Here is a 21,539-nt window from a genome sequence, read left to right as displayed (position 1 = left end):
GATATAAACAGGCTACAATAACTTTAGAAATAGAAATTGATTGGAGGTATCCTTATGGGACAAGAGTTTAGATATTATAAGTGTGGCGATTATTTTATTCCTGATATCCAGTTTAGTCCATACAAACACAAAGTCTTGGGCAAATACGGCAGAATGAGGAGAGCATATTTGCAAGAGAAGAATCCGATGCTACTAAACGACCTAATTCTCAGGGAGCAACTATTTCCGTATCTGTGGGAGATTGATGAAACGGCACATTGCAGAGTAGAGAAGTTGATGACTGAATTACTTAAGAGAAATCCAACGCCAAACAAAGCGACACATCAAATGGCATGGGTACAACACATGAACAGCCTAAAAGCGCAGGCAGAAGAAATAGTTTTAGCGGAGTTAATTTATAGTTAAGAAAAAATGGGTTGCTTTAATTTGCAGCCCATTTTTTATGTGGAAAGACAGTTCTTGAATTGTGAAATAGACACTCTTGAATTGTCTTTTTGACAATTCAAGAGTTGTCAAAAGCACAAGTTAATAATACTGATATTAATAATACTGAGTATAGTAATACTGATCCTATCTTATCCGGAAATAAAGAAGTAAGTATATCGGTTGACACAGTTGAGCAAACAGTATAAAATAAGTATGTAAGCTAACTAACTTACAATGGAGGTGATAAAGGTGGATGATTTGAAATTAAAAACAGAAAATGCTGAATTTGGTCAATATTTGCGTTCCGTCCGACAAGCAAAAAAAATATCAATTCGTCAACTTGCAAAAGCGGTGAATAAAACACCTACATATATCAGTGATATCGAAAAGGGTAATAATAAACCTCCCGAAAGAGAATTATTGGACAGAATAATTACAGCATTACAGTTAGAAGAATTTCCGGATATAAGGAACAGGCTGTATGATTTAGCTGCAAAAGAAAGAAAAGATGTTCCAGCAGATATCAAAGAATACCTAATGGAAAATGAATCAATATTAAAAATTATTAGAACGGCAAAAGAAAGTCCAAATGAAAAGCAAATCTGGGCAAAAGTATCGCAGATTATTTGATGGTGGAGGAATAAAAATGGCTGAATTAAGAAAAGAAGATTTGTGGGTAATGGCGGATAAACTTCGTAATAATATGGATTCTGCAGAATATAAGCATGTATGTCTTGGTCTTATATTTTTGAAATATATTTCTGATAGTTTTGAAAGAGCTTATCAAGAAATTTCTCAAGATGAATACGCCGATCCGGAAGATAGAGACGAATATCTTGCAAAAAATGTGTTTTGGGTGCCGCAGGAAGCACGTTGGGAAACAATTAAAAACAGTGCTAAAGATCCGACAATTGGTCAGGTTATCGATAATGCCATGTATGTGATTGAAAAGGAAAACTCTTCCCTTCGTGGCGTACTTCCTAAAGATTTTGCAAGAGCATCTTTAGATAAACGTTCTTTGGGTGAGTTGGTTGATTTGTTATCTGAACTTGAGATTGGAAACGATAAGAACAAAGACACTTTAGGATCTGTATATGAATATTTTCTTGGAAAGTTTGCACGTGCTGAAGGAAAACTTGGTGGAGAGTTCTATACTCCACGCAGTGTAGTTGAGTTGATTGTAGCTATGATTGAACCTCACGATGGACGAGTTTATGACCCTTGCTGTGGTTCAGGCGGTATGTTTGTACAGAGTGAACGCTTTGTTGAAGACAGAGAGGGACGAATTGACGGACAATTAGCTATTTATGGGCAGGAATCCAATTATAATACTTGGAAACTTTGTAAAATGAATCTTGCTATCCGTGGAATAGAAGCAAACCTTGGTCAGCAAAATGCGGATTCCTTCCATAACGATCAGCATAAGAGTTTAAAGGCAGATTATATTATGGCAAACCCGCCTTTTAATATTAGTGACTGGGGCGGCGAGCGTTTAATAGATGATCCAAGATGGAGTAAATACGGTATTCCGCCTACGGGTAATGCCAACTATGCTTGGATTTTGCACATGCTTTATCACTTAGCGCCAAGCGGAACGGCGGGTTTTGTATTGGCGAATGGTTCGCTTTCATCTTCTACAATCAGTGAATATAATATTCGTAAAAACTTGATTGAAGATGACAAAATCGATTGTATTGTTACTTTGCCGGGAGGATTGTTTTCAACAACATCGATTCCTGTTTGCCTGTGGTTTATGGCTCGCAATAAGCTGAAAAACGGACACCGTGATCGCCATGGAGAAATTCTGTTTATCGATGCTAGAAATATGGAAACAGAACCTTATGAGGACAGTCGTACACAGAGACAGCTGACTGCAAAAACTATTGATGAAATCACTTCTGCATATCATTCTTTCCGTAACCATGAGAAGAAAGCAGCAAAGGCAGAGGGTACAGAGATTGAATATGCTGATAAACAGGGATTTTGGAAGATAGCAACATTGGAAGAAATTCGTGAAAAAGATTATAATTTAGCTCCTTCGAACTATGTTGGTGTGGTTCAAATAAAAGAGGATGAAAAGCCGTTTTCTGAAAAGATGACAGAGTTATCTAAAAAGTTGTCACTAATAATGAGAGAGTCGGCTCTGTTAGATGAAGATGTAAAAAATGTATTTAATATGTTTGGTTATAAAATAGACGTTGGGGAGATCAAAAATGAATAAAATATTTCTTGAGGAGTTTTGTGATTTTCAAAAAGGTTTTGCATTTAGATCAAAAGATTATGCAACCGAAGGAACTAGAATCATAAAAGTTTCTGATTTAAATGAATATAATATAACATTAGATAATTGTGTTTATATAAAAGATTCTGCGCAATATGAGAATTATAAATTATTAGAGGATGATGTTATAATAACTACTGTGGGATCTTGGGAAACAAGCCCTATGTCTGTAGTTGGAAAAGTTGTAAGAGTACAAAAAGAAGCAGCAGGTTCTCTATTAAATCAAAATGCTGTTCGTGTACGAACAAAAAATCCATTAGATCAGAAATTTTTGTTTTATTTGTTAAAAAATAAGACATTTAAAAATTATATTGTATCTACAGCCAGAGGTAGTGCGAGTCAGGCGAGTATTACACAGAATAGCATAAAAAATTTTAGCTTCATATTACCAGATGAAAAAACAAGACGTAGTATTGCTAAAATTTTGAATGATATAGATAAAAAACGAGATGTATGTATTAAATATCAGAGTGTTTTATTAGATTTTATTTCTGAAGTTTACAAAGAACTTTTTTTGCAATTTAATGATTTTACAACCATTGGAACAAATGTTACGTCATTAGGGTGGAAAGTATTATCTGTTTATGATATTGTTCAAGAAGTTAAAGATAAAAATAAGGAGGAAAAAGACTATCCAGTCCTTTCGGTTGTAAAAGAAGGAGAATTTAAAGCATCAGAAGATGTTTTTACAAAACAAGTTTATAGTAAAAGTACTAAAAACTACAAAATTGTTCGCCGCAATCAAGTAGCATATAATCCGGCAAGGGCAAATATCGGCTCTATTGCCATGCTCAATGAGTATGATATTGGACTCGTTAGTCCAATCTACACTGTTTTTGAGATGAAGGATACGATTACTCCTACTTTCTTTTATTACTATATGAAACAACCGATATTTCAGGAAATAGTCAAACATCATGCGATTGGCACAACAAGGCAAAACTTCCCTTTTGAAGCGTTTAAAATGTTTCCTATAGCTGTACCGCCGATGGAACTTCAATTGAAATTTGAAGAAATCGCAAAACCTATTGAACAGAAAATCGCAAAACTCAAAGAAGAAAACGAAGTGTTGGCAGAGATTAGAGATACCCTGCTCCCCAAATTGATGAGTGGAGAACTGCCAGTGAAAGTAGGTGAAAATTGATGGATGAACGTGAAGGATACAAAGAATATCCACAAGATGAGGTAGATGAACAATTTTCAATATATTCTGTTTCTCACTTACTGTCAAAGCTATCTGATTATAGTCGTATAATTTCTGAAAATGAAATACCTGGTACATTGCTGTTTCGTGGACAATCTGACATTGAATTCGGCATCGATGGAAGTATTTTTAGAAATGGACTATTAGCAAAAGAAACTACCATTGTTAATGAACTGATATTGCAAGAGCCACTGGAATTTGGAAATCATATGACGGATTTTGAACAGTTGGTGAAAATGCAACATTACGGCTTGCCGACTCGATTGCTGGATATTACAACCAATCCTTTAATCGCTCTCTATTTTGCTTGTTCTGAACATGAGGACAAAGACGGTGAACTGATTTTGTTTATCGAATCGCTACAGCGTCCTACACAAAAAGAAGTGAAATTGTTTTCTGCACTTGCAGAATATGATGGAAGAAGCGAAGGTAATTTTTTAGATTATTTTTCAAGAAAAGGACTCGGGGATGATATTTTATCGAGCTTTGAAGAGAAAGTGGAGCGACTGAAGACGCAGTTTCAAAATAAATATGTCCCGGTGGTAGCTCCTAAGAACAATGAACGTATAAGACGTCAAAATGGTGCGTTTTTAATATTGGGAATAGACATATCTGCTCCTGATTATTATCTAAAAAACAGTTTCAATTTAAAAGATAGTCTCAGTGAATATGTAGATGAAGGGATTCCAAGATATTTACGTATCCCAGCAGAGCAGAAATCTTCGATACTTCATGAACTTGATATGATTGGAATAAATGAAGCATTCGTCTACCCAGAATTAGAGCATCAGACATCGTATATCAAAAAAAGACATTTTGTAAAGGCAGGTGAATAAAATGTCCAAATTTATAGAAAATGATCTTGAACAAGCAGCAATGGAGTGGTTTCAAGATTTAGGCTATCAAACTCAATATGGACCAGATATTTCACCGGGAGGAAGTTTTTCAGAGAGAGAAAGTTTTGGAGATGTTGTTCTGTACGACAGGTTACATAGTGCATTAAAACGTATTAACAAACAATATTCTAATGATACGATTTCAGAACTGGTTAAAAAGATTACACGCCAGCAGAGCTTGTCTATTATCCAAAACAATGTTGCGTTTCAAAAATTATTAACCGATGGTATTGATGTAGAGGTTAAGCAGAAGGACGGAAGCATAAAAACCGAAAAAGCTTATATTTTTGATGCCAAAGATATTGAAAATAATGAGTTCTTGGCAATCAATCAATACACTGTAATTGAAAACGGAAAAGAACGCAGACCTGATATTGTTGCGTTCTTAAATGGTATTCCTGTTGTTGTAATAGAACTGAAAAATGCGACAAATGAAGAAGTAGATATTGTTGAGGGGTTTAATCAGCTTCAGACTTATAAAAGAGATATTCCTTCTTTGTTTTATTACAATGCCTTTATGATCACAAGTGATGGTATCAATGCAAAAGTTGGTACAATTACTTCTGATCTGGATCGCTTTATGTTCTGGAGAACAATTGATGGAGAAAAAGAATCGGGACTTTCTTTTCCGCAATTGCAAGTTATGCTGTATGGAATGACGAATAAAAAGAGATTTTTGGACATTGTTTCAAAGTATAGCTTCTTTGTTCACGAGGAAGATAAGTCTTTCAAAATTTTGCCTGGTTATCATCAATTTTTTGCTGTAAATAAAGCATTGTATACCACTCACTTGGCAGCTTCTGAAAATGGAAGCGGAAAAGCGGGTGTAATTTGGCATACACAGGGTAGCGGGAAAAGTTATTCTATGCTCATGTATACTCGTCAATTAGTTTTAGAATTGAATAACCCGACCATTGTTGTTATTACTGACAGAAATGACTTGGATGATCAGCTGTTTACCACTTTTTCAAAAAGTGCCGATTATTTGCGTCAAACACCCAAGCAGGCAGACACAAGAAAGAAACTACGAGAACTATTAAGCGTTCAAGCTGGTGGCATTGTATTTACGACTATCCAAAAGTTTTCGCCAGATGAGAGTGACCAGTCGATGGAAGCACTGACTACCAGACGAAATGTGGTCGTTATAGCAGATGAAGCGCATCGCAGTCAGTATGGGTTAGAAGCAAAAGAAAAAGATGGAAAAGTTTCTTTTGGTTTTGCGAAACATATGCGAGACGCATTGCCGAATGCTTCTTTTATTGGATTTACTGGAACCCCTGTTGAGTTGAGCGATAAGAATACACCTGCCCTGTTTGGTGACTATATTGATATTTACGATTTGACTCAAGCGGTTAAAGATAAAACTACTGTTCCGATTTATTATGAAAGCAGGATTGCAAAGTTAGATCTTCCGCAGGAATTAAAGCCAAAGATTGATAATGAGTATGACAGCATTGTTGAGGGACAGGAAGAAACTTACGCTGAAAGCCAAAAGCGTAAATGGGCAAGGTTAGAAGCCATTGTTGGAACAGATAGTCGTATTGATGTAGTGGTGAAAGATTTTATCGCTCATTACGACCTTAGACAACAGGCGATTAATGGTAAAGTTATGTTTGTAGCTATGTCCAGAAAGATTGCAGTAAAACTTTACTCAAAAATTATAGAATACCGTCCGGAATGGCATAGTGACGACATTGATAAAGGTACAATTAAGGTCATTATGACTTCTGCAGCATCTGATCCACCTGAATTTCAGCCGCATTCAACTACTGCATCTCAGAAAAAGCTACTTGCAAAGAGAATGAAAGATGTTGAAGATGAATTAAAAATTGTTATTGTTTGTGATATGTGGTTGACGGGATTTGATGTACCTTGCCTTCACACAATGTATGTCGATAAACCAATGAGCGGTCATAACCTTATGCAAGCCATAGCACGAGTTAATCGTGTGTTTAAAGACAAGCCCGGCGGTTTAGTTGTAGATTATATTGGTATTGCAGATAATTTAAGAAGTGCATTAGCACAATATACACCGTCTGACCGAAAAACAACAGGTATTGATCCACAAGTAGCAATAGATCTTATGCTTGAGAAGTATGAGCAAATTCAAGGAATATTGCATGGATTGGATTACTCTTCTTATATAAGCGGCTCGGCAAGTGAACGAATGGCGTGTATTGTTTCTGGTGTGGATTTTGTTTTGGGTAAACCGGAAGACGAGAAAAAAGAATTTCTTAACTTGGTTGTAGAAATTGGTAAGGCATACGCATTATGTTCGACCTCTGAGCAAGCTCAGGCAATCAATGTAGAGATTAGTTATTTTAAAGCCATCAAATCAGGTATTATAAAAATACTACCAAGAGACAAACAGAAGAAAACGAAAGATCAAATAGAATATGAAATTGGTCAATTGGTTTCCAAATCAGTTATTTCTGAAGAAGTCGTTGACATATTTGCTTCCGTTGGATTGAATAAACCGGATATTTCAATTTTATCTGATGAATTTCTTGAGGAAGTAAAAGAACTGCCACAAAAAAATTTAGCTCTGGAACTTTTACGACGTTTGCTTGACGGCAAGATTAAGGCAATAACTAAAAAAAATGTTGTACAAGCAAAGAAATTTTCTGAAATGCTTGAAGCCTCAGTAATTCAATATGAAAAACGTTCTTTAGAGACGGTAGAGGTTATAAAGGCTCTGGTTGATATGGCAAAAGATATGAATGAGCTTCATAAAAGAGGAGAAAAGCTAGGGTTATCAGACGATGAACTGGCATTTTATGATGCGATATCTTCCAATGAATCTGCCAGAGATTTCTATGAAAATGATGTCCTAAAACAAATTGCTAAAGAACTAACAATCAGCATTAAAAATAATATTAAGGTTGATTGGGATGTACGAGAAAGTGTTAGGGCACAGATGAGAATTACTGTAAAAAGGTTGCTCAGAAAATATAAATATCCACCGGATAAACAGGCAACTGCGGTAGATTTGATAATAGAGCAAGCTGAAATAATGTGTGAGTCTGAATTAGATAAATAGTGATTGTAATTTAGACTGATCCCATATCGGTAACTTCAGTGCAAGTTGCACCGAAGCTGAGATTTAAATTTCGTATCAATCCTCGGCAATATGCCGGGGATTGATTTTTGCCAAAAAACTTCCCGACATATTGTCGGAAAGTTATGAATCTGAGTATTTTTACTTCATCCCCAATTGGGATAAAGTTATCTTTCGGTGTATAGGATTTTAAAAATTTAACTTTGGACCAAGTTGGTCTGAAGTAAATGATTGATGTTAGAACTTCTCGCCAATTTGGTACAAAGTTGTTCCGTAAAAATTTCCAAGTTGGGAATTTTTTAAGCCAATATAAAGTAAATCGCTACTTGGCAAGCAGTGTAAACCTGTACAGGTTTACGCATTTTCTTGATTTCCCCTCTGGGTCAATCTTCGTAAATTGCTTGTTGGGGAAGCATCCCCAATCCCCTTTGAACGCCACCTGCAGTGTCGGCTACGCATTCATTCTGAATACCTTTACTTACTGACTTCTGCGCAATTTGCATAGAAGTTCAATTTTCTATAAACGAAAAAATGAAAACATGAAAACATGAAAACATGGGAGAAGTTGTCACTGATTATTTATGTGATGTATGGCGATCCACTTCCCGACAAATTGTCGGGAAACTTTGTGGGCAACTCGCCCACAAGTAACAAAAGTGGCAATGCTCGGATACAACTTCATCCCAAGTTGGGTGAAAAACTTCGTGCCAACTTGGCACAAAGTTAAAAATGTAGGAAACAGAAAAACGAAAATCACTTCGACATAATTTGTGTAGAAGTTGAAGGGCTGAGCTTTATGCTTGTGGACGAATTGAACACAAGACAGTGCTTCTATTTTCTGAAAATCAACTTCGTCCCAAGTTGGGATGAAGTACTACGGTGCAACTTGCACCCAAATAAGGCGTAGAGATTTTGTATTATAAATTCTTGATGAGGTGTCCGGAATTTCGTAAATGTCAAAATGACTTCTGGACAATTTGTCCAGAGGTATCATTAAGATTCAATTAGAAAATCAAAAATATCCTTACTGCAACTTACGGCAAAATGAAAAAGCGAGAGTATGAAACTTTTTCTGTAAAATAATGTTTAGAAGGTTCTTCTATGATAAAATAAATATCATTAGGAGGGCCTTTTATTATGGCAAGACAAAAGAAACCTGTACATCGAGTACAAATGACAGAAGGTAAAAGAAACATCATCCACCAGCTTCTTGAAGAGTATGATATTCAGCCCGCAGAAGATATCCAGGATGCCCTGAAAGACCTTTTAGGCGGCACTATTAAGGAGATGATGGAAGCGGAAATGGACGACCACCTTGGCTATGAAAAATCAGAACGTTCTGATAATGACGACTACAGAAATGGCTATAAACGCAAACAGGTCAACAGTCGTTATGGTTCTATGGAGATTGAAGTACCACAGGATCGTAAGTCAACTTTTGAACCACAGGTAGTAAAAAAACGCCAGAAAGACATTTCTGATATTGATCAAAAGATTATCTCCATGTACGCAAAAGGCATGACTACACGACAGATCTCCGAAACTATCGAAGATATTTATGGTTTTGAAACATCCGAAAGTTTCATTTCTGATGTTACAGACAAGATCCTTCCACAGATCGAGGACTGGCAGAACCGACCATTAGATGAGGTATATCCGATCCTGTATATTGATGCGATCCATTATTCTGTGCGGGATAATGGAGTGATCCGTAAGCTTGCCGCTTACGTCATTCTGGGAATCAATACAGAAGGAAAGAAGGAAGTCCTGACGATCAGTATCGGAGACAATGAAAGTGCAAAATACTGGCTGTCGGTTATGAATGAGCTGAAAAACCGGGGTGTAAAAGATGTATTGGTCATCTGTGCAGATGGCCTGACTGGAATCAAAGAAGCGATTGCTGCCGCTTTTCCCAAAACAGAGTACCAGCGTTGCATCGTGCATCAGGTAAGAAATACTCTGAAATATGTTCCCGATAAAGATCGAAAATCCTTTGCAACAGACTTGAAAACGATCTACCAGGCAGCTGACGAAAAGAAAGCTCTGGCAGCCCTTGAGCGGGTAACCGAAAAATGGACTCCGAAATACCCGAATTCCATGAAACACTGGAAAGATAACTGGGATGCGATCTCTCCGATCTTCAAGTTTTCAGCCACCGTCAGGAAGGTCATTTATACGACCAATGCGATCGAATCCCTGAATTCCACGTACCGTAAGCTGAACCGCCAGAGAAGCGTATTTCCAAGTGACACCGCACTTCTGAAAGCCCTGTATCTGGCCACATTTGAGGCAACAAAAAAATGGACGACTACCATCCGGAACTGGGCACAGGTCTACGGAGAACTGAGTATTATGTACGAGGGACGATTACCAGAATAAGCCGTTTTGAGACATGTTAAAGACAGGCGGAAGATCCGCCTGCTCTTGACATGCAGATTGGCAACTGTTATATATAAAGCAAGGGCGAAAAGCGCTATGAAAGAACTTTTCACCCTTCATTGTCATAGAAGAATCTTATTTACAGACTTTTTCTCACAGTCTCAATAAAGCAAATTCTTTTCCCGCAAGGCAGACAGGATATATTCATTCAGACTGCCCACCGTTGGCGGCTCCGGTTCCAGTTGGAAGATGCGCTTTGCCACATAGGGAATGATACCGTCACCGTGCGGATTGACTTGGTGTTTTGGTATGTATCCGGTCATATTCCATATAAAATCATTCAGCATAGCGCACCTCCTTCCGGTTTACCATATCAGCATTTAGAACTTTTTTTGCAAATACACCATATCCACCAACTGTACACCACCTTCATATATTGGGTGGTCATAATTGTCTGTAAAGAAATTTGGTATTATGTGAGAACGGACAAAACCACATTTTTCATAGAATGGTATTGTCAGTGGACTATCGCCCGTTCCAACTTGCAGAACAGCATATTGTCCGCTGTATTTCTCGATGATAAAGTCAATCAAAGCTTTTGCATAGCCTTTGCCTTGATGTTCTGGAACTGTTGCAATGTTCTTAATTTCAAGCACACCATTTCTTTCGCCGGTTATGACACATTCGCTTTTAACTCCATTATCATCGAGGATATACATCCTGCCATTATCAAGATAGCGATCTACCATGTTTTCCTGCTCATCAGCCAATAACAGCAAATCCAGATATTCCTTTTTGTTTTCTGTAACCTCAATAATTTTCATTGTTTATACCTATAAGTTATATTTATTCAATGCTTCTTTCTTCAAAGCCGCCTGTCCCATCTCTTTTTCGTAATCACCTTTGGCATAGGCGACATTGCTCAGCGCTCGAAGCATTTTATCCTTTGCAAGCTTTTTCATAACCTCTGCAAGATCAGCGTCCAGAGTACCACACTTCACATAGCGGTTTATGGTGTTCAGCCGTTTCTCATAAATCTGTTTCACCGGATGATCGTTCGCAAGCTCCCGTTGTTCTCTGCCTTTCAGGTTGCCGATCTGCCGACAGGTGCGGTGCAGCTTGGCCCCCGGTGCATAGCCGCCGCAGTATTTGGTGTGCCTTGCGCTGGTGGTCAGAAATCACTTTCCGCAGATTTTGCATTTCTTCGGTGCATGACCAACACACAGGCCCTCAAAGAGATCAGACCGGAACATCCCCACAAAGGATACATAGTGCATCCGCTTGACCAGCTTCGCAACTTTTTCGCCGGGACGGATGGTTGCCACATATTGAACAGAGTTATTTGCAACAGACATCCAGGCATTGCCCTCCGTGATAGAAAACTCCGGCGGGAAATAGCTGCCGAACATTTTGGCAAAGCCCTCTGCAGTGCGGTCTGCTTCATTGCAATCCGATTTTTCTGTAAAATCAAGCATGGCTGTGTGGTATTCCCCAAGGGAGTAGGCCAGATGCCCGCATACGGCGGTATAGCGCTGGAGCGTGATTGCTTCGGCATAGTTCTGGATTTCTTCAAATTGCAAAGAATTGGTTGCGATTTTTGTGACAAACTCCACATATTTCAGTGCATTGTCCGCAGTAAAGACCCTTTCTATCCGTTCTCTGTGCTTTGGTATATCCATATAGGAGAACGGCGGGGGTTCGCTGAGAATATCCAGCATCGCCAGAGTAGCTTCCCTTGCCATAGGACAGAGTGCAGAAGCATCCTGTCCGGTGTTTAATGTTTCGAGCAGCAGATTGATTTTCTCGCATTGCTCGTTCGCCTTTGCAATGGTATCCGCAGGGACATTCAGTGCATCACAGGCAAGCGTACCGACAGGAAATGTTTTGCCCTCCTGTCCTGTTTTTCCATTTTTCTGATTATATCATGTAAATGTGAAGAAATCTACGTTCTCAGATAAGTTGTCCTGTCATTAGCCTGTTTTTTGAAAAATCCGTCATAACCATAATAGAAGGAGCGAAGCACCTGCCAATGTGCTGACTGTGGGCGATTTGGAAGAGCGGGTGGCATTGGTGGACAAGCTGATGAAGGAGGGCAAGATTGCTTTTCTGCAAGAGTACACCGCACGAAAGAAGAAGGAGGTGGCGTACCATGGCGAAGAACCGGAAAACGCCTGATCAATCTGGAGCATTGCAACAACATCACCAACTCAGCCGGACGGCGGGTGTGTGGATTCATGGGAGTGGAAGCCATTGCACGACCTCATATCTAAAGATCTCATTGGCACTAGTGGGATGAAAAAAGAAAAAACAAAAGTATATATTTATACAAGAGTATCTACCGCCATGCAGATTGATGGATACTCTTTGGATGCACAAAAATCCAGAATGAAAGCATTTGCCGAGTACAATGACTATGAGGTTGTTGGTGAGTATGAAGATGCCGGTAAATCCGGTAAGTCCATCGAGGGCAGATTAGCGTTCAACCGTATGATGAAGGATATTAAATCCGGCAAGGATGGTGTCTCCTTTGTTCTGGTATTTAAGCTGTCACGCTTCGGCAGAAATGCTGCGGATGTCCTTTCTACCATACAGGTCATGCAGGACTTTGGCGTTAACCTAATCTGTGTTGAGGATGGGATTGATTCATCTAAGGATGCTGGAAAGCTGATGATTTCCGTACTGTCAGCGGTGGCAGAGATTGAGCGTGAAAATATCCGTGTGCAGACCATGGAGGGCAGAATTCAGAAAGCCCGTGAGGGTAAATGGAACGGTGGTTTTGCTCCGTATGGATATAGTTTGGAAAAGGGACAGCTCTTTATCAATGAGGAAGAAGCAAAAGCAATCCGTGTGATATTTGATCAGTACGTGCACACAGATATAGGAGCAAACGGACTGACAAAATATCTTGAAAATCATGGTATTCGTAAGATACCAAGACAGAACGGGAAAAATCCGTTGTTCGATGCGGCATTAATCAGAAGGATACTGAAAAATCCTGTGTACTGCGGGAAAATTGCTTATGGCAGACGCAGAACGGAAAAGGTTCATGGTACAAGAAATGACTATAAGCTTGTGGAGCAGGATGATTATTTACTGGTGGATGGATTGCATGAGGGGATTGTCTCAGAGGAACTTTGGCATGAAGCGCAGGTGAAGTTATTGGCACAGGCGAAAAAATATGAAAAAGTCAATCATGGCAAAGATAATAAGATCCATCTGCTGTCCGGTATTGTAAAATGCCCGGTTTGCGGAGCTGGGATGTACGGCAATAAAAGCATCAAGCATAAAGCTGACGGTACAAAGTACAAGGATTTCTTTTATTATGGCTGCAAGCATCGCACTATGCTTTATGGACACAAATGTGATTATAAAAAGCAAGTCAATGAGGAATTGCTGGATGATGCTGTGGCAGAAGTCATTGTAAAATTAGTTAGTAATCCAAAATTTGCCGCCATGATGCAGGAAAAAATCAATATGAAAGTGGATACCTCTGTGATTGAGCAGGAGATCGCAGCGCATGAAAGGCAGCTCCGGCAGAGCTATTCTACAAAAACAAGGCTGATGGAAGAAATCGATTCCCTTGATCCGGATGATAAGCATTATATCAAGCACAAGACAGACCTTGATGACCGCCTTTACAAGCTGTATGATAAGATTGAGGATACAGAAAATCTGCTGATTGCTGCCAGGGCAAAGAAAATGTCAATTGAAGCAGAAAAACTGACGGGAGATAATATCTACAAGGTCTTGATCTGCTTTGATAAACTGTATGCAGTGATGAACGAACAGGAAAAACGACAGGTTATGGAATCGCTGATTTCTGAAATTCAGATATATCCAGAGCGACAGGAAAACGGACAGTGGCTGAAATCCATTAAGTTTAGGCTTCCGATTATTGAAGAAGATATGAGTATTAGTTTGGATAATAATTCACATGTTCATACGGTTGTCTTGCTTTCCAAAGGGTGAGATCGACTCGAAGAAAATACGGGTGGAGTTCTCGCTGGAGGATATGGATACCTCTGGCTTCCAGCAGGGAGCTACTTACGAACAGATCAAGAAACGGGTGATGGAGCAGACCGGATTAAAGGTATCTTTCCTGTATATCTCACAGATCAAGCGGAAATGCGGTCTGGAGGTCGGGCAAAATTATAACCTGTCAAAAAAGGAAAATGCCAAACAGCCGCAATGCCCACCTGAAAAAGAAACTGCGATTATGGAGGCATTGAAGTATTTTCAAATGATTTAGCCCGAAGTACAAGAAATAAAAAGCCGAAGCAACCCTTCATTCATGGTGTTGCTTCGGCTTTTTCATTGTTTGGCCTTATATTCTTCGCCCCAATTCCAGAGCGCATCCAGTACTGGCTTCAAGCTGTATCCCAGTTCCGTTAATGTATATTCCACACGGGGTGGTACCTCTGCATAGACCTTACGGTTGACCAGCCCGCTTGCTTCCATATCCCGAAGCTGAGCCGTCAATACTTTTTGCGAAACATGGCCAATGGATTTCTTTAATTCTCCAAAGCGTTTCGTTCCAGGCATCAGGTCTCGCAGGATCAGAACCTTCCATTTATCCCCAATCAGCATGAGAGTGGTTTCCACCGGACAGGCAGGTAAATCTTTTACCGGCGTTGTTTCACTTGTTTTGATGTCTTCCATGTTAAATCCTCCAATAGTTTCTTTTTGGTAACTACAGCACATTATTGTGCTTACTTTACGAATTAGAACTACAGCGTTATTATAGTACCAGAGAAAGGAAAAAGCAACCTTTCCGAAACCAAAACACGTTCTGGAGGTAATTATAATGAAAAAAGTCGTTGAATTCTTGCAGGAAAATCCCGTTCAGTATCTCGCCACCGTTGGCCGTGACGGAAAAGCCAAGTGCCGTCCCTTCATGTTCTGCTTCGAGCAGGGCGGCAAGCTCTGGTTCTGCACCAACAACACCAAGGATGTCTATCAGGATATGCAGGCCAATCCCTATGTGGAAGTGTCCGTCTCCAGCCCCAGCTACGCATGGATTCGTCTGCATGGCAAGGCGGTGTTTGAGAATAACATGGCAGTTAAGGAAGACTGCATGAACAATCCGATTGTCAAGGGTCAGTACCAGACCGCCGACAATCCCATTTTTGAGGTGTTCTATCTGGAAGATCCTCACGGCGTGATTGCCGACTTCTCAGGCAATCCTCCTTACGAGTTCTAAGAAAGAACTGTAATGCAATCTTCGGGGTTTTTTCTTAAATCCAAATCATATCTCAAAAGGAGAATTATGCGTACTGTTTCCGCAACCGAAATTTCTGTCCGTACCATTAACATGACTGCGCTTCTATCCGCAATCGCTTATATTCTGGCGTTTGCAGAGTTCCCGGTTCCGCTGTCTCCTGCTTTTGCCAGAATGGATCTTTCCGATTTTCCGGCTTTGATCGGAGCCTTTGCCTTTGGGCCTGTGGCAGGTTTATTGATTGAGCTTGTAAAGAATGCCTTGCAGCTTTTCTCCACTTCAACAGGCGGAGTCGGCGAACTGGCAAACTTTCTGATGGGTGCATCTTTTGTTTTTACCGCCGGGCTGATTTATGGGTGTCATAAGACGAAAAAAACGGCATGGATTGCCGGAATTGTCGGCAGCATTGTGATGAGTATTGTTGCGGCTGTCGCAAATTATTTTATTCTTCTGCCGCTGTTTGAGCAGTTTATGCCTTTGGAACAACTGATCGTTTCCTTTGGAGAGTTCATCCCATTTATTCATACGAAATTGGATGTAGTTCTTTACAATGCGTTTCCTTTTAATCTTCTGAAGGGACTTGTAATCAGCGGTGTTACGATGTTAGTCTATAAACGACTGCGCCCGGTACTGAAAGGTACTGTCTGAAAGGAGAATCCTCACATGGGAAGCAAAGATTATTTATCCTATCTCGTCCGGGAAATTCACACCACAGTAGTTGCAACCGTGGATGATGCCGGCTTGCCAGTAACGGCCGCCATTGATATGATGGATGCCGATGAAGGAGGCGTTACTTCCTGACAGCAAAGGGAAAGGGGTTCTATGACCGATTGAAAAAGCGTGGAGTCCTTGCATTGACCGGAATGAAGGGCGAGGATACCATGCACTGTGCTGCTCTTTCCATTCGGGGAAAGGTGCGAGAGCTTGGCAGTGATCTGCTGCCCCGGCTGTTTGAAAAGAATCCCTATATGAACGAGATATACCCGGATGCGGCATCCAGAAGTGCACTGACCGTCTTTGTCATCTATAAAGGTAGCGGAGAACGGTTCGACTTATCCCAAAAGCCGATTGAGCGTTCCAGCTTTACCTTTGGCGGTGCAGAAGAAGTGCAGGAAGGTTATTTTATCACACACGCCTGTATCGGCTGCAAGATCTGCTATTCCAAATGTCCGCAAAAGTGCATTGACATTTCTTCTAAGCCTGCGGTCATTCATCAGGAAAACTGCCTGCATTGCGGCAACTGCTTTGAAATCTGTCCGGCCAGAGCCATTATGAAGCGGAGGTAACGCCATGAATCAGGAAGAACGAAGAAGATTTTTAATTGAGGAATTGCTGCGGGAGCGTCCTTCCTGCCGCCGCCAGGAAATCTCGGCAGATACAGACCGTCAGAAGGTGCTGCTGCGTTCACTGATGAATGTTCGTCATCCGGGAGCCATCAGCCAGAGATTTCTTGAAGTGCAGGATGCCTATCTGCAAGGAGAACTGGCAGCAAAGAAGATTACCCGGCTGTCTGAACTGTCCCCGCTTCAGAATGGAATCTATCTCTGGCGTGGAGACATTACTACGCTGGATTGTGGGGCAATCGTCAATGCGGCAAATAGTGGCATGACCGGCTGCTACCAGCCTTGCCATAACTGTATTGATAACTGTATCCACACCTATGCTGGGGTGCAGCTTCGTTTGAAGTGCGCTGAGATTATGAAACAGCAGGGCTATGAAGAACCCACCGGACAGGCTAAAATCACACCTGCTTATAACTTACCCTGTGATTATGTAATTCACACTGTAGGCCCCATCGTGCGGGGAAAATTGACCAGACAGCATTGTGAACTTTTGAAATCCTGCTACCGTTCCTGTCTGGAACTGGCAGACGAAAACAATGTAGGTAGTATTGCGTTCTGCTGTATCTCTACGGGCATTTTTATGTTCCCAAATGACAGGGCGGCGGAGATTGCCGTGCAGACGGTGCAGGAATATAAGGCGGAAACCGGAAGTAAGATCGAGGTGGTATTCAATGTTTTTAAAGAACAGGATGAAAGAATATACAGGAAACTGCTCAGTACAGATTGAACGGCTGAAACAGGCGTTGGAAACAGCGGATGCTGTCCTGATCGGTGCCGGTGCGGGACTGTCTACCTCCGCTGGACTTACCTATAGTGGAGAGCGTTTTGAACGTTATTTTGCAGAATTTCATCAGAAATATGGGATCACTGATATGTATTCCGGCGGGTTTTATCCTTATAGCACGCTGGAAGAATACTGGGCGTGGTGGAGCCGCCATATTTTCTATAACCGCTATGTAGATGCTCCACTTCCGGCATATCAGGAACTTCTGGCACTGGTTAAGGACAAGGACTATTTTGTGCTGACCACCAATGTGGATCACCAATTCCAGCGGGCAGGTTTTGATAAAAAGAAACTGTTCTATACCCAGGGAGATTACGGCTTATGGCAATGTTCCAAAGCCTGTCATAACAAGACCTATGATAACGAAGATGCCGTTCGGCAGATGATAGACCAACAGCAGGATATGGAAATCCCGTCAGATCTGATTCCCCGGTGCCCGGTATGTGGCTCCCTCATGACCATGAACCTGCGCTGTGACAATACCTTTGTGCAGGATGAGGGCTGGTATGCCGCCCAAAGCCGGTATTCGGACTTTGTACGGCGGCACAAGCATGGGACGGTGCTGTATCTGGAGCTGGGGGTAGGAAATAATACGCCGGTTATTATCAAGTATCCGTTTTGGAAATATACGCTGGAAAACCCAAACGCTATCTATGCCTGCGTGAACTTTGGGCAGGCATACGCACCGAGGGAAATCGCAGAGCGTTCCGTCTGTCTGGATGCGGACATTGGACGTATCTTGTCAGCACTGAACCGAAAGGCGGTTTCATAAAAAATGGGCAGGGCTTCTATCATGAGAGATAGGGCCCTGTCCACTTTTTTATTTCCAAGGCATGGTATTCACATTGTGATTTTACAGTTTGGGTACTCATAGACTCAGGAAACGCGGGAGGTTTCCAAAGGGAAGCAGTGTTGCCCTTGGCAGGGGTATCCAAAGGGGACAGCGTAACCCTTGGCACACGATTTTCCGGCAGGAAAGTCTAGTGTGTTATCAATGTCATTAACTTTAGCAAAAAGCATTTGGATTAAGTTTCATACGCTGTTTCAGATATCCTGGTTTGGAAATGAAAGTTCCCGGATGAGCAATTTTCATATAATTTCTCAGTTCCAATGCCAATGTCAGCCCCTTTCTGTTTATCATTGTGAAAAGAAGATCCTGAAGAGGCATTTTTCTGGTTCTGGTAAAATGATTTTGGTTACCAGACCGACAAAATGCCCTAAATTCATTAGAATTCATTTTTTCTATATCCATGAATGTACGTTTTTGAGAATGTTTCATGAGCATCACATCCTTTTCTGCGGCAGGTTCATGGTTTCTCTTTACAATATAAGCATATCAAAAAAAGCAGAAGATCTCTAATGGCTATTACGGGATGTATCGGATGACAGAATATCTGATCCGTAAAGGACATGTAAAGATCGGTTATGTGGGATCGATTCTTGCAAGTTCCAGTATTATGGATCGCTATCACGGATATTGCAAAGCACTTCAGGAAAATCAGATACCCGTCAGGGAAGACTGGATCATTGAAGACCGTGATCTTGAAACAGGTGAGATCGAGATAGGAAAATTACCGGAGCAGATGCCGTCTGCTTTTGCATGCAACTGCGATTTCATAGCGAATGAACTGATCAAAAAGTTGGTTGAAAACGGATACCATGTTCCAGAGGATATTTCAAAAACTGGAGGACCGCATAACTGAGGGAGATGATCTGCAGATTGTTTCCGGAAAAATCATTGAGAAAGAAAGCGTAAAAACTATTACAGAGGATGCTGCAGTTCCGGGTTCTTCCGATACTGAAGCGGCGGCACGCCGAACTGTTTCTTAAACACATTCTGAAAATGACTCTGACCGGAGAATGAAGATACCATTGATCAACTGATCGGTCGAGAAATTGGTGGTGTAAATGATTCTGTGTAAATCTTTCAGATGGATAATAAAATTGCTGGAGCTGCTTTGCAGCGGAGCAATTCGTAGGCATCAGTCGGGGGCAAAAGACCTTTTGCCCCCGACTTCATTCCATCGCATGTCTAGTACAGTGAATATTAAGTAACCGCCATATTGACTTGTCTGATTTTTCATCTGCTGCGTTGTCGTCAATCGACGTAGCCACCGCTACGCCTCATTCCTCCGCCTTGCATATGAAGAAATCATCCTGCGTCAATATAGCAGATACTTAATTTTCACTGTACTAGGAATCCTGACATCAAGAAAACAACAAGTTTGTGACACACGAGATAAGAATCGTAGTCGCTTCAGATCATACCTCCAGAACGACTGCCTGATATCCTTCCAGTGTAATCTTATTTCCATCTGTCTTAAGCTGCGGAAGATTGTTCAGCACGATATTTTTGATCTTTGACGGAAGCGTCAGGGTCTGCGGCTGTGTTTTGTAGTTGCCGATCACGAGCAGTGTCTGGTCTGCGGATTTCCGGTAGTATGCCATGACACGGTCCTGATCCTCAAAGACAGGAAGCAGATCGCCGTATACGACAGTTTTGCTATAAGCCGGATCCTTACGCAGCGCAAGCAGGCGGCGGTAGTACTGATAAACGGAATCCGGATCATTTTTCTGGCTTTCCAGGTTGATCTTTGTGTAATTGCGGTTTACCTTCAGCCATGGAGTGCCGGTTGTAAAACCTGCATTCGCGGAAGCATCCCACTGGAACGGAGTCCGGGCATTATCACGGCTGACACGGTTTACCGCCTTCAGGGCAGCGTCTGGTGTCAGACCGGCATCTAAAGCTACCTGGTACTCGTCGAGTGTTGAAATATCGTCCACTTCGCTGATCGACTGGAATTCTACATTTTCCATACCGATCTCCTGGCCCTGATAGATAAACGGAAGGCCGCGGAGCATGACATTCATTGTGGCAAGCAGTTTTTTGGCGGTGAGAGTACATTCACCCTCCGGGATATAGCGGGAAACGCCGCGCGGTTCATCATGATTTTCGATGATATTGGAGAGCATGCCGATATCGCCGATCTTTTTCTGGCTGGCGAAGCAGCAGCTGCGGTAGTCATTCGGGGTGATTGGAGTCTGGTCATACCAGCCCTTCTCACTGCCGCCGAAGATGGCCTCATTGAAATCGAACATCGTTGAGAAATATCCGTTGTCACCGATGAAATCCGGAAGCTCCTCCGGTTTTTCATTAAAGACCTCGCCTGCAGTAAATGCACTGTGCGGAAGGAAAGTACGGTCACGCATTTCTCCCAGAAATTCGCCGACACCGACTGCGTGCTCGAGCATTTCACCCGGGCTGCACATGCCGTCTGCACGGTTCGCCGGATAATCCCGCCACGGAAGCGCCTTTTTGATGTTGATGATCGCATCGATACGGAAGCCGGCAAGTCCCTTATCCAGCCACCAGTTGATCATTTTATAGATTTCCTCGCGCAGCTTCGGATTTTCCCAGTTCAGATCCGGTTGCTTTTTGTGGAACATGTGCAGATAATATTTGTCCGGATGACCCGGGAGCGGTTCCCAGACACTGCCGCCGAAGTAAGAACGCCAGTTGCATGGCAGTTTTCCGTCCGGACAGTCTTCAATGTAAAAATATTTTCCGTACTCGCCATCCGGATCCTCGCAGGCTTTTTTGAACCATTCGTGCTCATCGGAGCAGTGATTGACGACGAGATCCATCAGGATATACATATCGCGTTTTTTTGCTTCGGCGATCAGACGGTCCATGTCATCCATTGTGCCGAAGCGCGGGTCGATGTTGTAATAATCAGAAATATCATAGCCCTGATCTGCGAGCGGTGAGCAGTAGATTGGAGAGAGCCAGATAATGTCGATGCCGAGGTCTTTGAGGTAATCGAGTTTGCTGATAATGCCCGGAAGATCACCGATGCCGTCTCCGTTAGAATCACAGAAGCTTTTCGGGTAGATCTGATAGGCTGTTTTTGTGTGCCACCATTTTTTTTGCATAGTAAAATACCTTTCAT

Annotated in this window: 19 protein-coding genes and 2 pseudogenes; 16 read left to right on the top strand and 5 right to left on the bottom strand. The window is 41.5% G+C overall.

The genetic code is table 11. The features are described 5' to 3' along the window. Nucleotides 1-54: 54 nt before the first annotated feature. The 7 genes from DXA57_RS12910 (at nucleotide 55) to DXA57_RS12880 (ending at nucleotide 10,244) form a co-directional block, all read left to right on the top strand. Complete coding sequence (locus DXA57_RS12910) at nucleotides 55-405, top strand: TnpV protein (RefSeq protein WP_117767756.1); 351 nt, start codon at nucleotides 55-57, stop codon at nucleotides 403-405. A gap of 270 nt (nucleotides 406-675) precedes the next feature. Then, nucleotides 676-1,056 (top strand): helix-turn-helix domain-containing protein, encoded by a 381-nt coding sequence (locus DXA57_RS12905; RefSeq protein WP_158571328.1) that lies wholly within the window; start codon nucleotides 676-678, stop codon nucleotides 1,054-1,056. Between the two features lie 16 nt (nucleotides 1,057-1,072). Then, nucleotides 1,073-2,647 carry a type I restriction-modification system subunit M gene (locus tag DXA57_RS12900; RefSeq protein WP_117767754.1) on the top strand — a complete coding sequence of 525 codons (1,575 nt, stop codon included), beginning with the start codon at nucleotides 1,073-1,075 and terminating at the stop codon, nucleotides 2,645-2,647. Next, complete coding sequence (locus DXA57_RS12895; protein ID WP_117767753.1) at nucleotides 2,640-3,851, top strand: restriction endonuclease subunit S; 1,212 nt, start codon at nucleotides 2,640-2,642, stop codon at nucleotides 3,849-3,851. Before DXA57_RS12900 ends, DXA57_RS12895 begins: the two co-directional genes overlap by 8 nt. Further along, nucleotides 3,851-4,747 (top strand): FRG domain-containing protein, encoded by an 897-nt coding sequence (locus DXA57_RS12890; protein WP_117767752.1) that lies wholly within the window; start codon nucleotides 3,851-3,853, stop codon nucleotides 4,745-4,747. The genes DXA57_RS12895 and DXA57_RS12890 overlap by 1 nt, the downstream gene beginning before the upstream one ends. 1 nt (nucleotide 4,748) lies before the next feature. After that, nucleotides 4,749-7,847, top strand: a complete 3,099-nt coding sequence (locus tag DXA57_RS12885) for a type I restriction endonuclease subunit R (protein WP_117767751.1) — start codon at nucleotides 4,749-4,751, stop codon at nucleotides 7,845-7,847. A 1,155-nt stretch (nucleotides 7,848-9,002) separates the two neighbouring features. Then, nucleotides 9,003-10,244, top strand: a complete 1,242-nt coding sequence (locus DXA57_RS12880; protein WP_117767750.1) for an IS256 family transposase — start codon at nucleotides 9,003-9,005, stop codon at nucleotides 10,242-10,244. A gap of 161 nt (nucleotides 10,245-10,405) precedes the next feature. Here DXA57_RS12880 and DXA57_RS12875 read toward each other — a convergent pair whose 3' ends face one another. The 3 genes and pseudogenes from DXA57_RS12875 to DXA57_RS17760 all read right to left on the bottom strand — a co-directional run bounded on the left by DXA57_RS12875 (nucleotide 10,406) and on the right by DXA57_RS17760 (nucleotide 11,719). Then, a complete protein-coding gene (locus DXA57_RS12875) occupies nucleotides 10,406-10,591 on the bottom strand; it encodes a hypothetical protein (protein ID WP_243005796.1) in 186 nt (61 codons plus the stop codon). Nucleotides 10,592-10,624: 33 nt separating this feature from the next. Then, nucleotides 10,625-11,068, bottom strand: a complete 444-nt coding sequence (locus DXA57_RS12870; protein WP_117767749.1) for a GNAT family N-acetyltransferase — start codon at nucleotides 11,066-11,068, stop codon at nucleotides 10,625-10,627. Between the two features lie 9 nt (nucleotides 11,069-11,077). Then, nucleotides 11,078-11,719, bottom strand: a pseudogene (locus DXA57_RS17760) (DUF6076 domain-containing protein). 817 nt (nucleotides 11,720-12,536) lie between these two features. Here DXA57_RS17760 and DXA57_RS12855 point away from each other — a divergent pair. Then, on the top strand, nucleotides 12,537-14,213 hold the full coding sequence (locus DXA57_RS12855; RefSeq protein WP_199612733.1) for a recombinase family protein: 1,677 nt from the start codon (nucleotides 12,537-12,539) through the stop codon (nucleotides 14,211-14,213). 67 nt (nucleotides 14,214-14,280) lie between these two features. Continuing rightward, a pseudogene (locus DXA57_RS12850) lies at nucleotides 14,281-14,493 on the top strand (23S rRNA (uracil-5-)-methyltransferase RumA); the annotation flags it as partial. 62 nt (nucleotides 14,494-14,555) lie between these two features. Here DXA57_RS12850 and DXA57_RS12845 read toward each other — a convergent pair. Beyond that, nucleotides 14,556-14,903 (bottom strand): winged helix-turn-helix transcriptional regulator, encoded by a 348-nt coding sequence (locus DXA57_RS12845; protein WP_117767747.1) that lies wholly within the window; start codon nucleotides 14,901-14,903, stop codon nucleotides 14,556-14,558. A 145-nt stretch (nucleotides 14,904-15,048) separates the two neighbouring features. Between DXA57_RS12845 and DXA57_RS12840 the strand changes: the two genes are divergently transcribed. The 7 genes from DXA57_RS12840 to DXA57_RS12810 all read left to right on the top strand — a co-directional run bounded on the left by DXA57_RS12840 (nucleotide 15,049) and on the right by DXA57_RS12810 (nucleotide 19,292). Beyond that, on the top strand, nucleotides 15,049-15,444 hold the full coding sequence (locus DXA57_RS12840) for a pyridoxamine 5'-phosphate oxidase family protein (protein ID WP_117767746.1): 396 nt from the start codon (nucleotides 15,049-15,051) through the stop codon (nucleotides 15,442-15,444). A 66-nt stretch (nucleotides 15,445-15,510) separates the two neighbouring features. Then, nucleotides 15,511-16,110: an ECF transporter S component gene (locus tag DXA57_RS12835; protein WP_117767745.1), complete on the top strand. Its 600-nt coding sequence runs from the start codon at nucleotides 15,511-15,513 to the stop codon at nucleotides 16,108-16,110. A 15-nt stretch (nucleotides 16,111-16,125) separates the two neighbouring features. Continuing rightward, on the top strand, nucleotides 16,126-16,263 hold the full coding sequence (locus DXA57_RS17755) for a hypothetical protein (protein ID WP_330423267.1): 138 nt from the start codon (nucleotides 16,126-16,128) through the stop codon (nucleotides 16,261-16,263). Nucleotides 16,264-16,292: 29 nt separating this feature from the next. Then, nucleotides 16,293-16,748, top strand: coding sequence for a 4Fe-4S binding protein (locus DXA57_RS12830; protein WP_330423266.1), 456 nt, complete (start codon nucleotides 16,293-16,295; stop codon nucleotides 16,746-16,748). Nucleotides 16,749-16,752: 4 nt separating this feature from the next. Next, a complete protein-coding gene (locus tag DXA57_RS12825) occupies nucleotides 16,753-17,532 on the top strand; it encodes a protein-ADP-ribose hydrolase (RefSeq protein ID WP_117767744.1) in 780 nt (259 codons plus the stop codon). Beyond that, nucleotides 17,477-18,361, top strand: a complete 885-nt coding sequence (locus tag DXA57_RS12820) for an SIR2 family NAD-dependent protein deacylase (protein ID WP_117767743.1) — start codon at nucleotides 17,477-17,479, stop codon at nucleotides 18,359-18,361. Before DXA57_RS12825 ends, DXA57_RS12820 begins: the two co-directional genes overlap by 56 nt. A 610-nt stretch (nucleotides 18,362-18,971) precedes the next feature. Continuing rightward, nucleotides 18,972-19,292 carry a substrate-binding domain-containing protein gene (locus DXA57_RS12810; protein ID WP_158571327.1) on the top strand — a complete coding sequence of 107 codons (321 nt, stop codon included), beginning with the start codon at nucleotides 18,972-18,974 and terminating at the stop codon, nucleotides 19,290-19,292. Nucleotides 19,293-19,851: 559 nt separating this feature from the next. On the opposite strand, the gene DXA57_RS12800 is transcribed toward DXA57_RS12810, so the two are convergent. Beyond that, entirely contained in the window at nucleotides 19,852-21,522 is a 1,671-nt protein-coding gene (locus tag DXA57_RS12800) for a glycoside hydrolase family 13 protein (RefSeq protein ID WP_117767741.1), read from the bottom strand. Nucleotides 21,523-21,539: the final 17 nt, after the last annotated feature.

The organism is Blautia sp. OF03-15BH (genome assembly GCF_003463065.1).
In the GTDB taxonomy this organism is placed as follows: domain Bacteria; phylum Bacillota; class Clostridia; order Lachnospirales; family Lachnospiraceae; genus Limivivens.
Note: the sequence above shows the minus strand (reverse complement) of the source record. Positions and strands in the feature narration are given on the sequence as shown.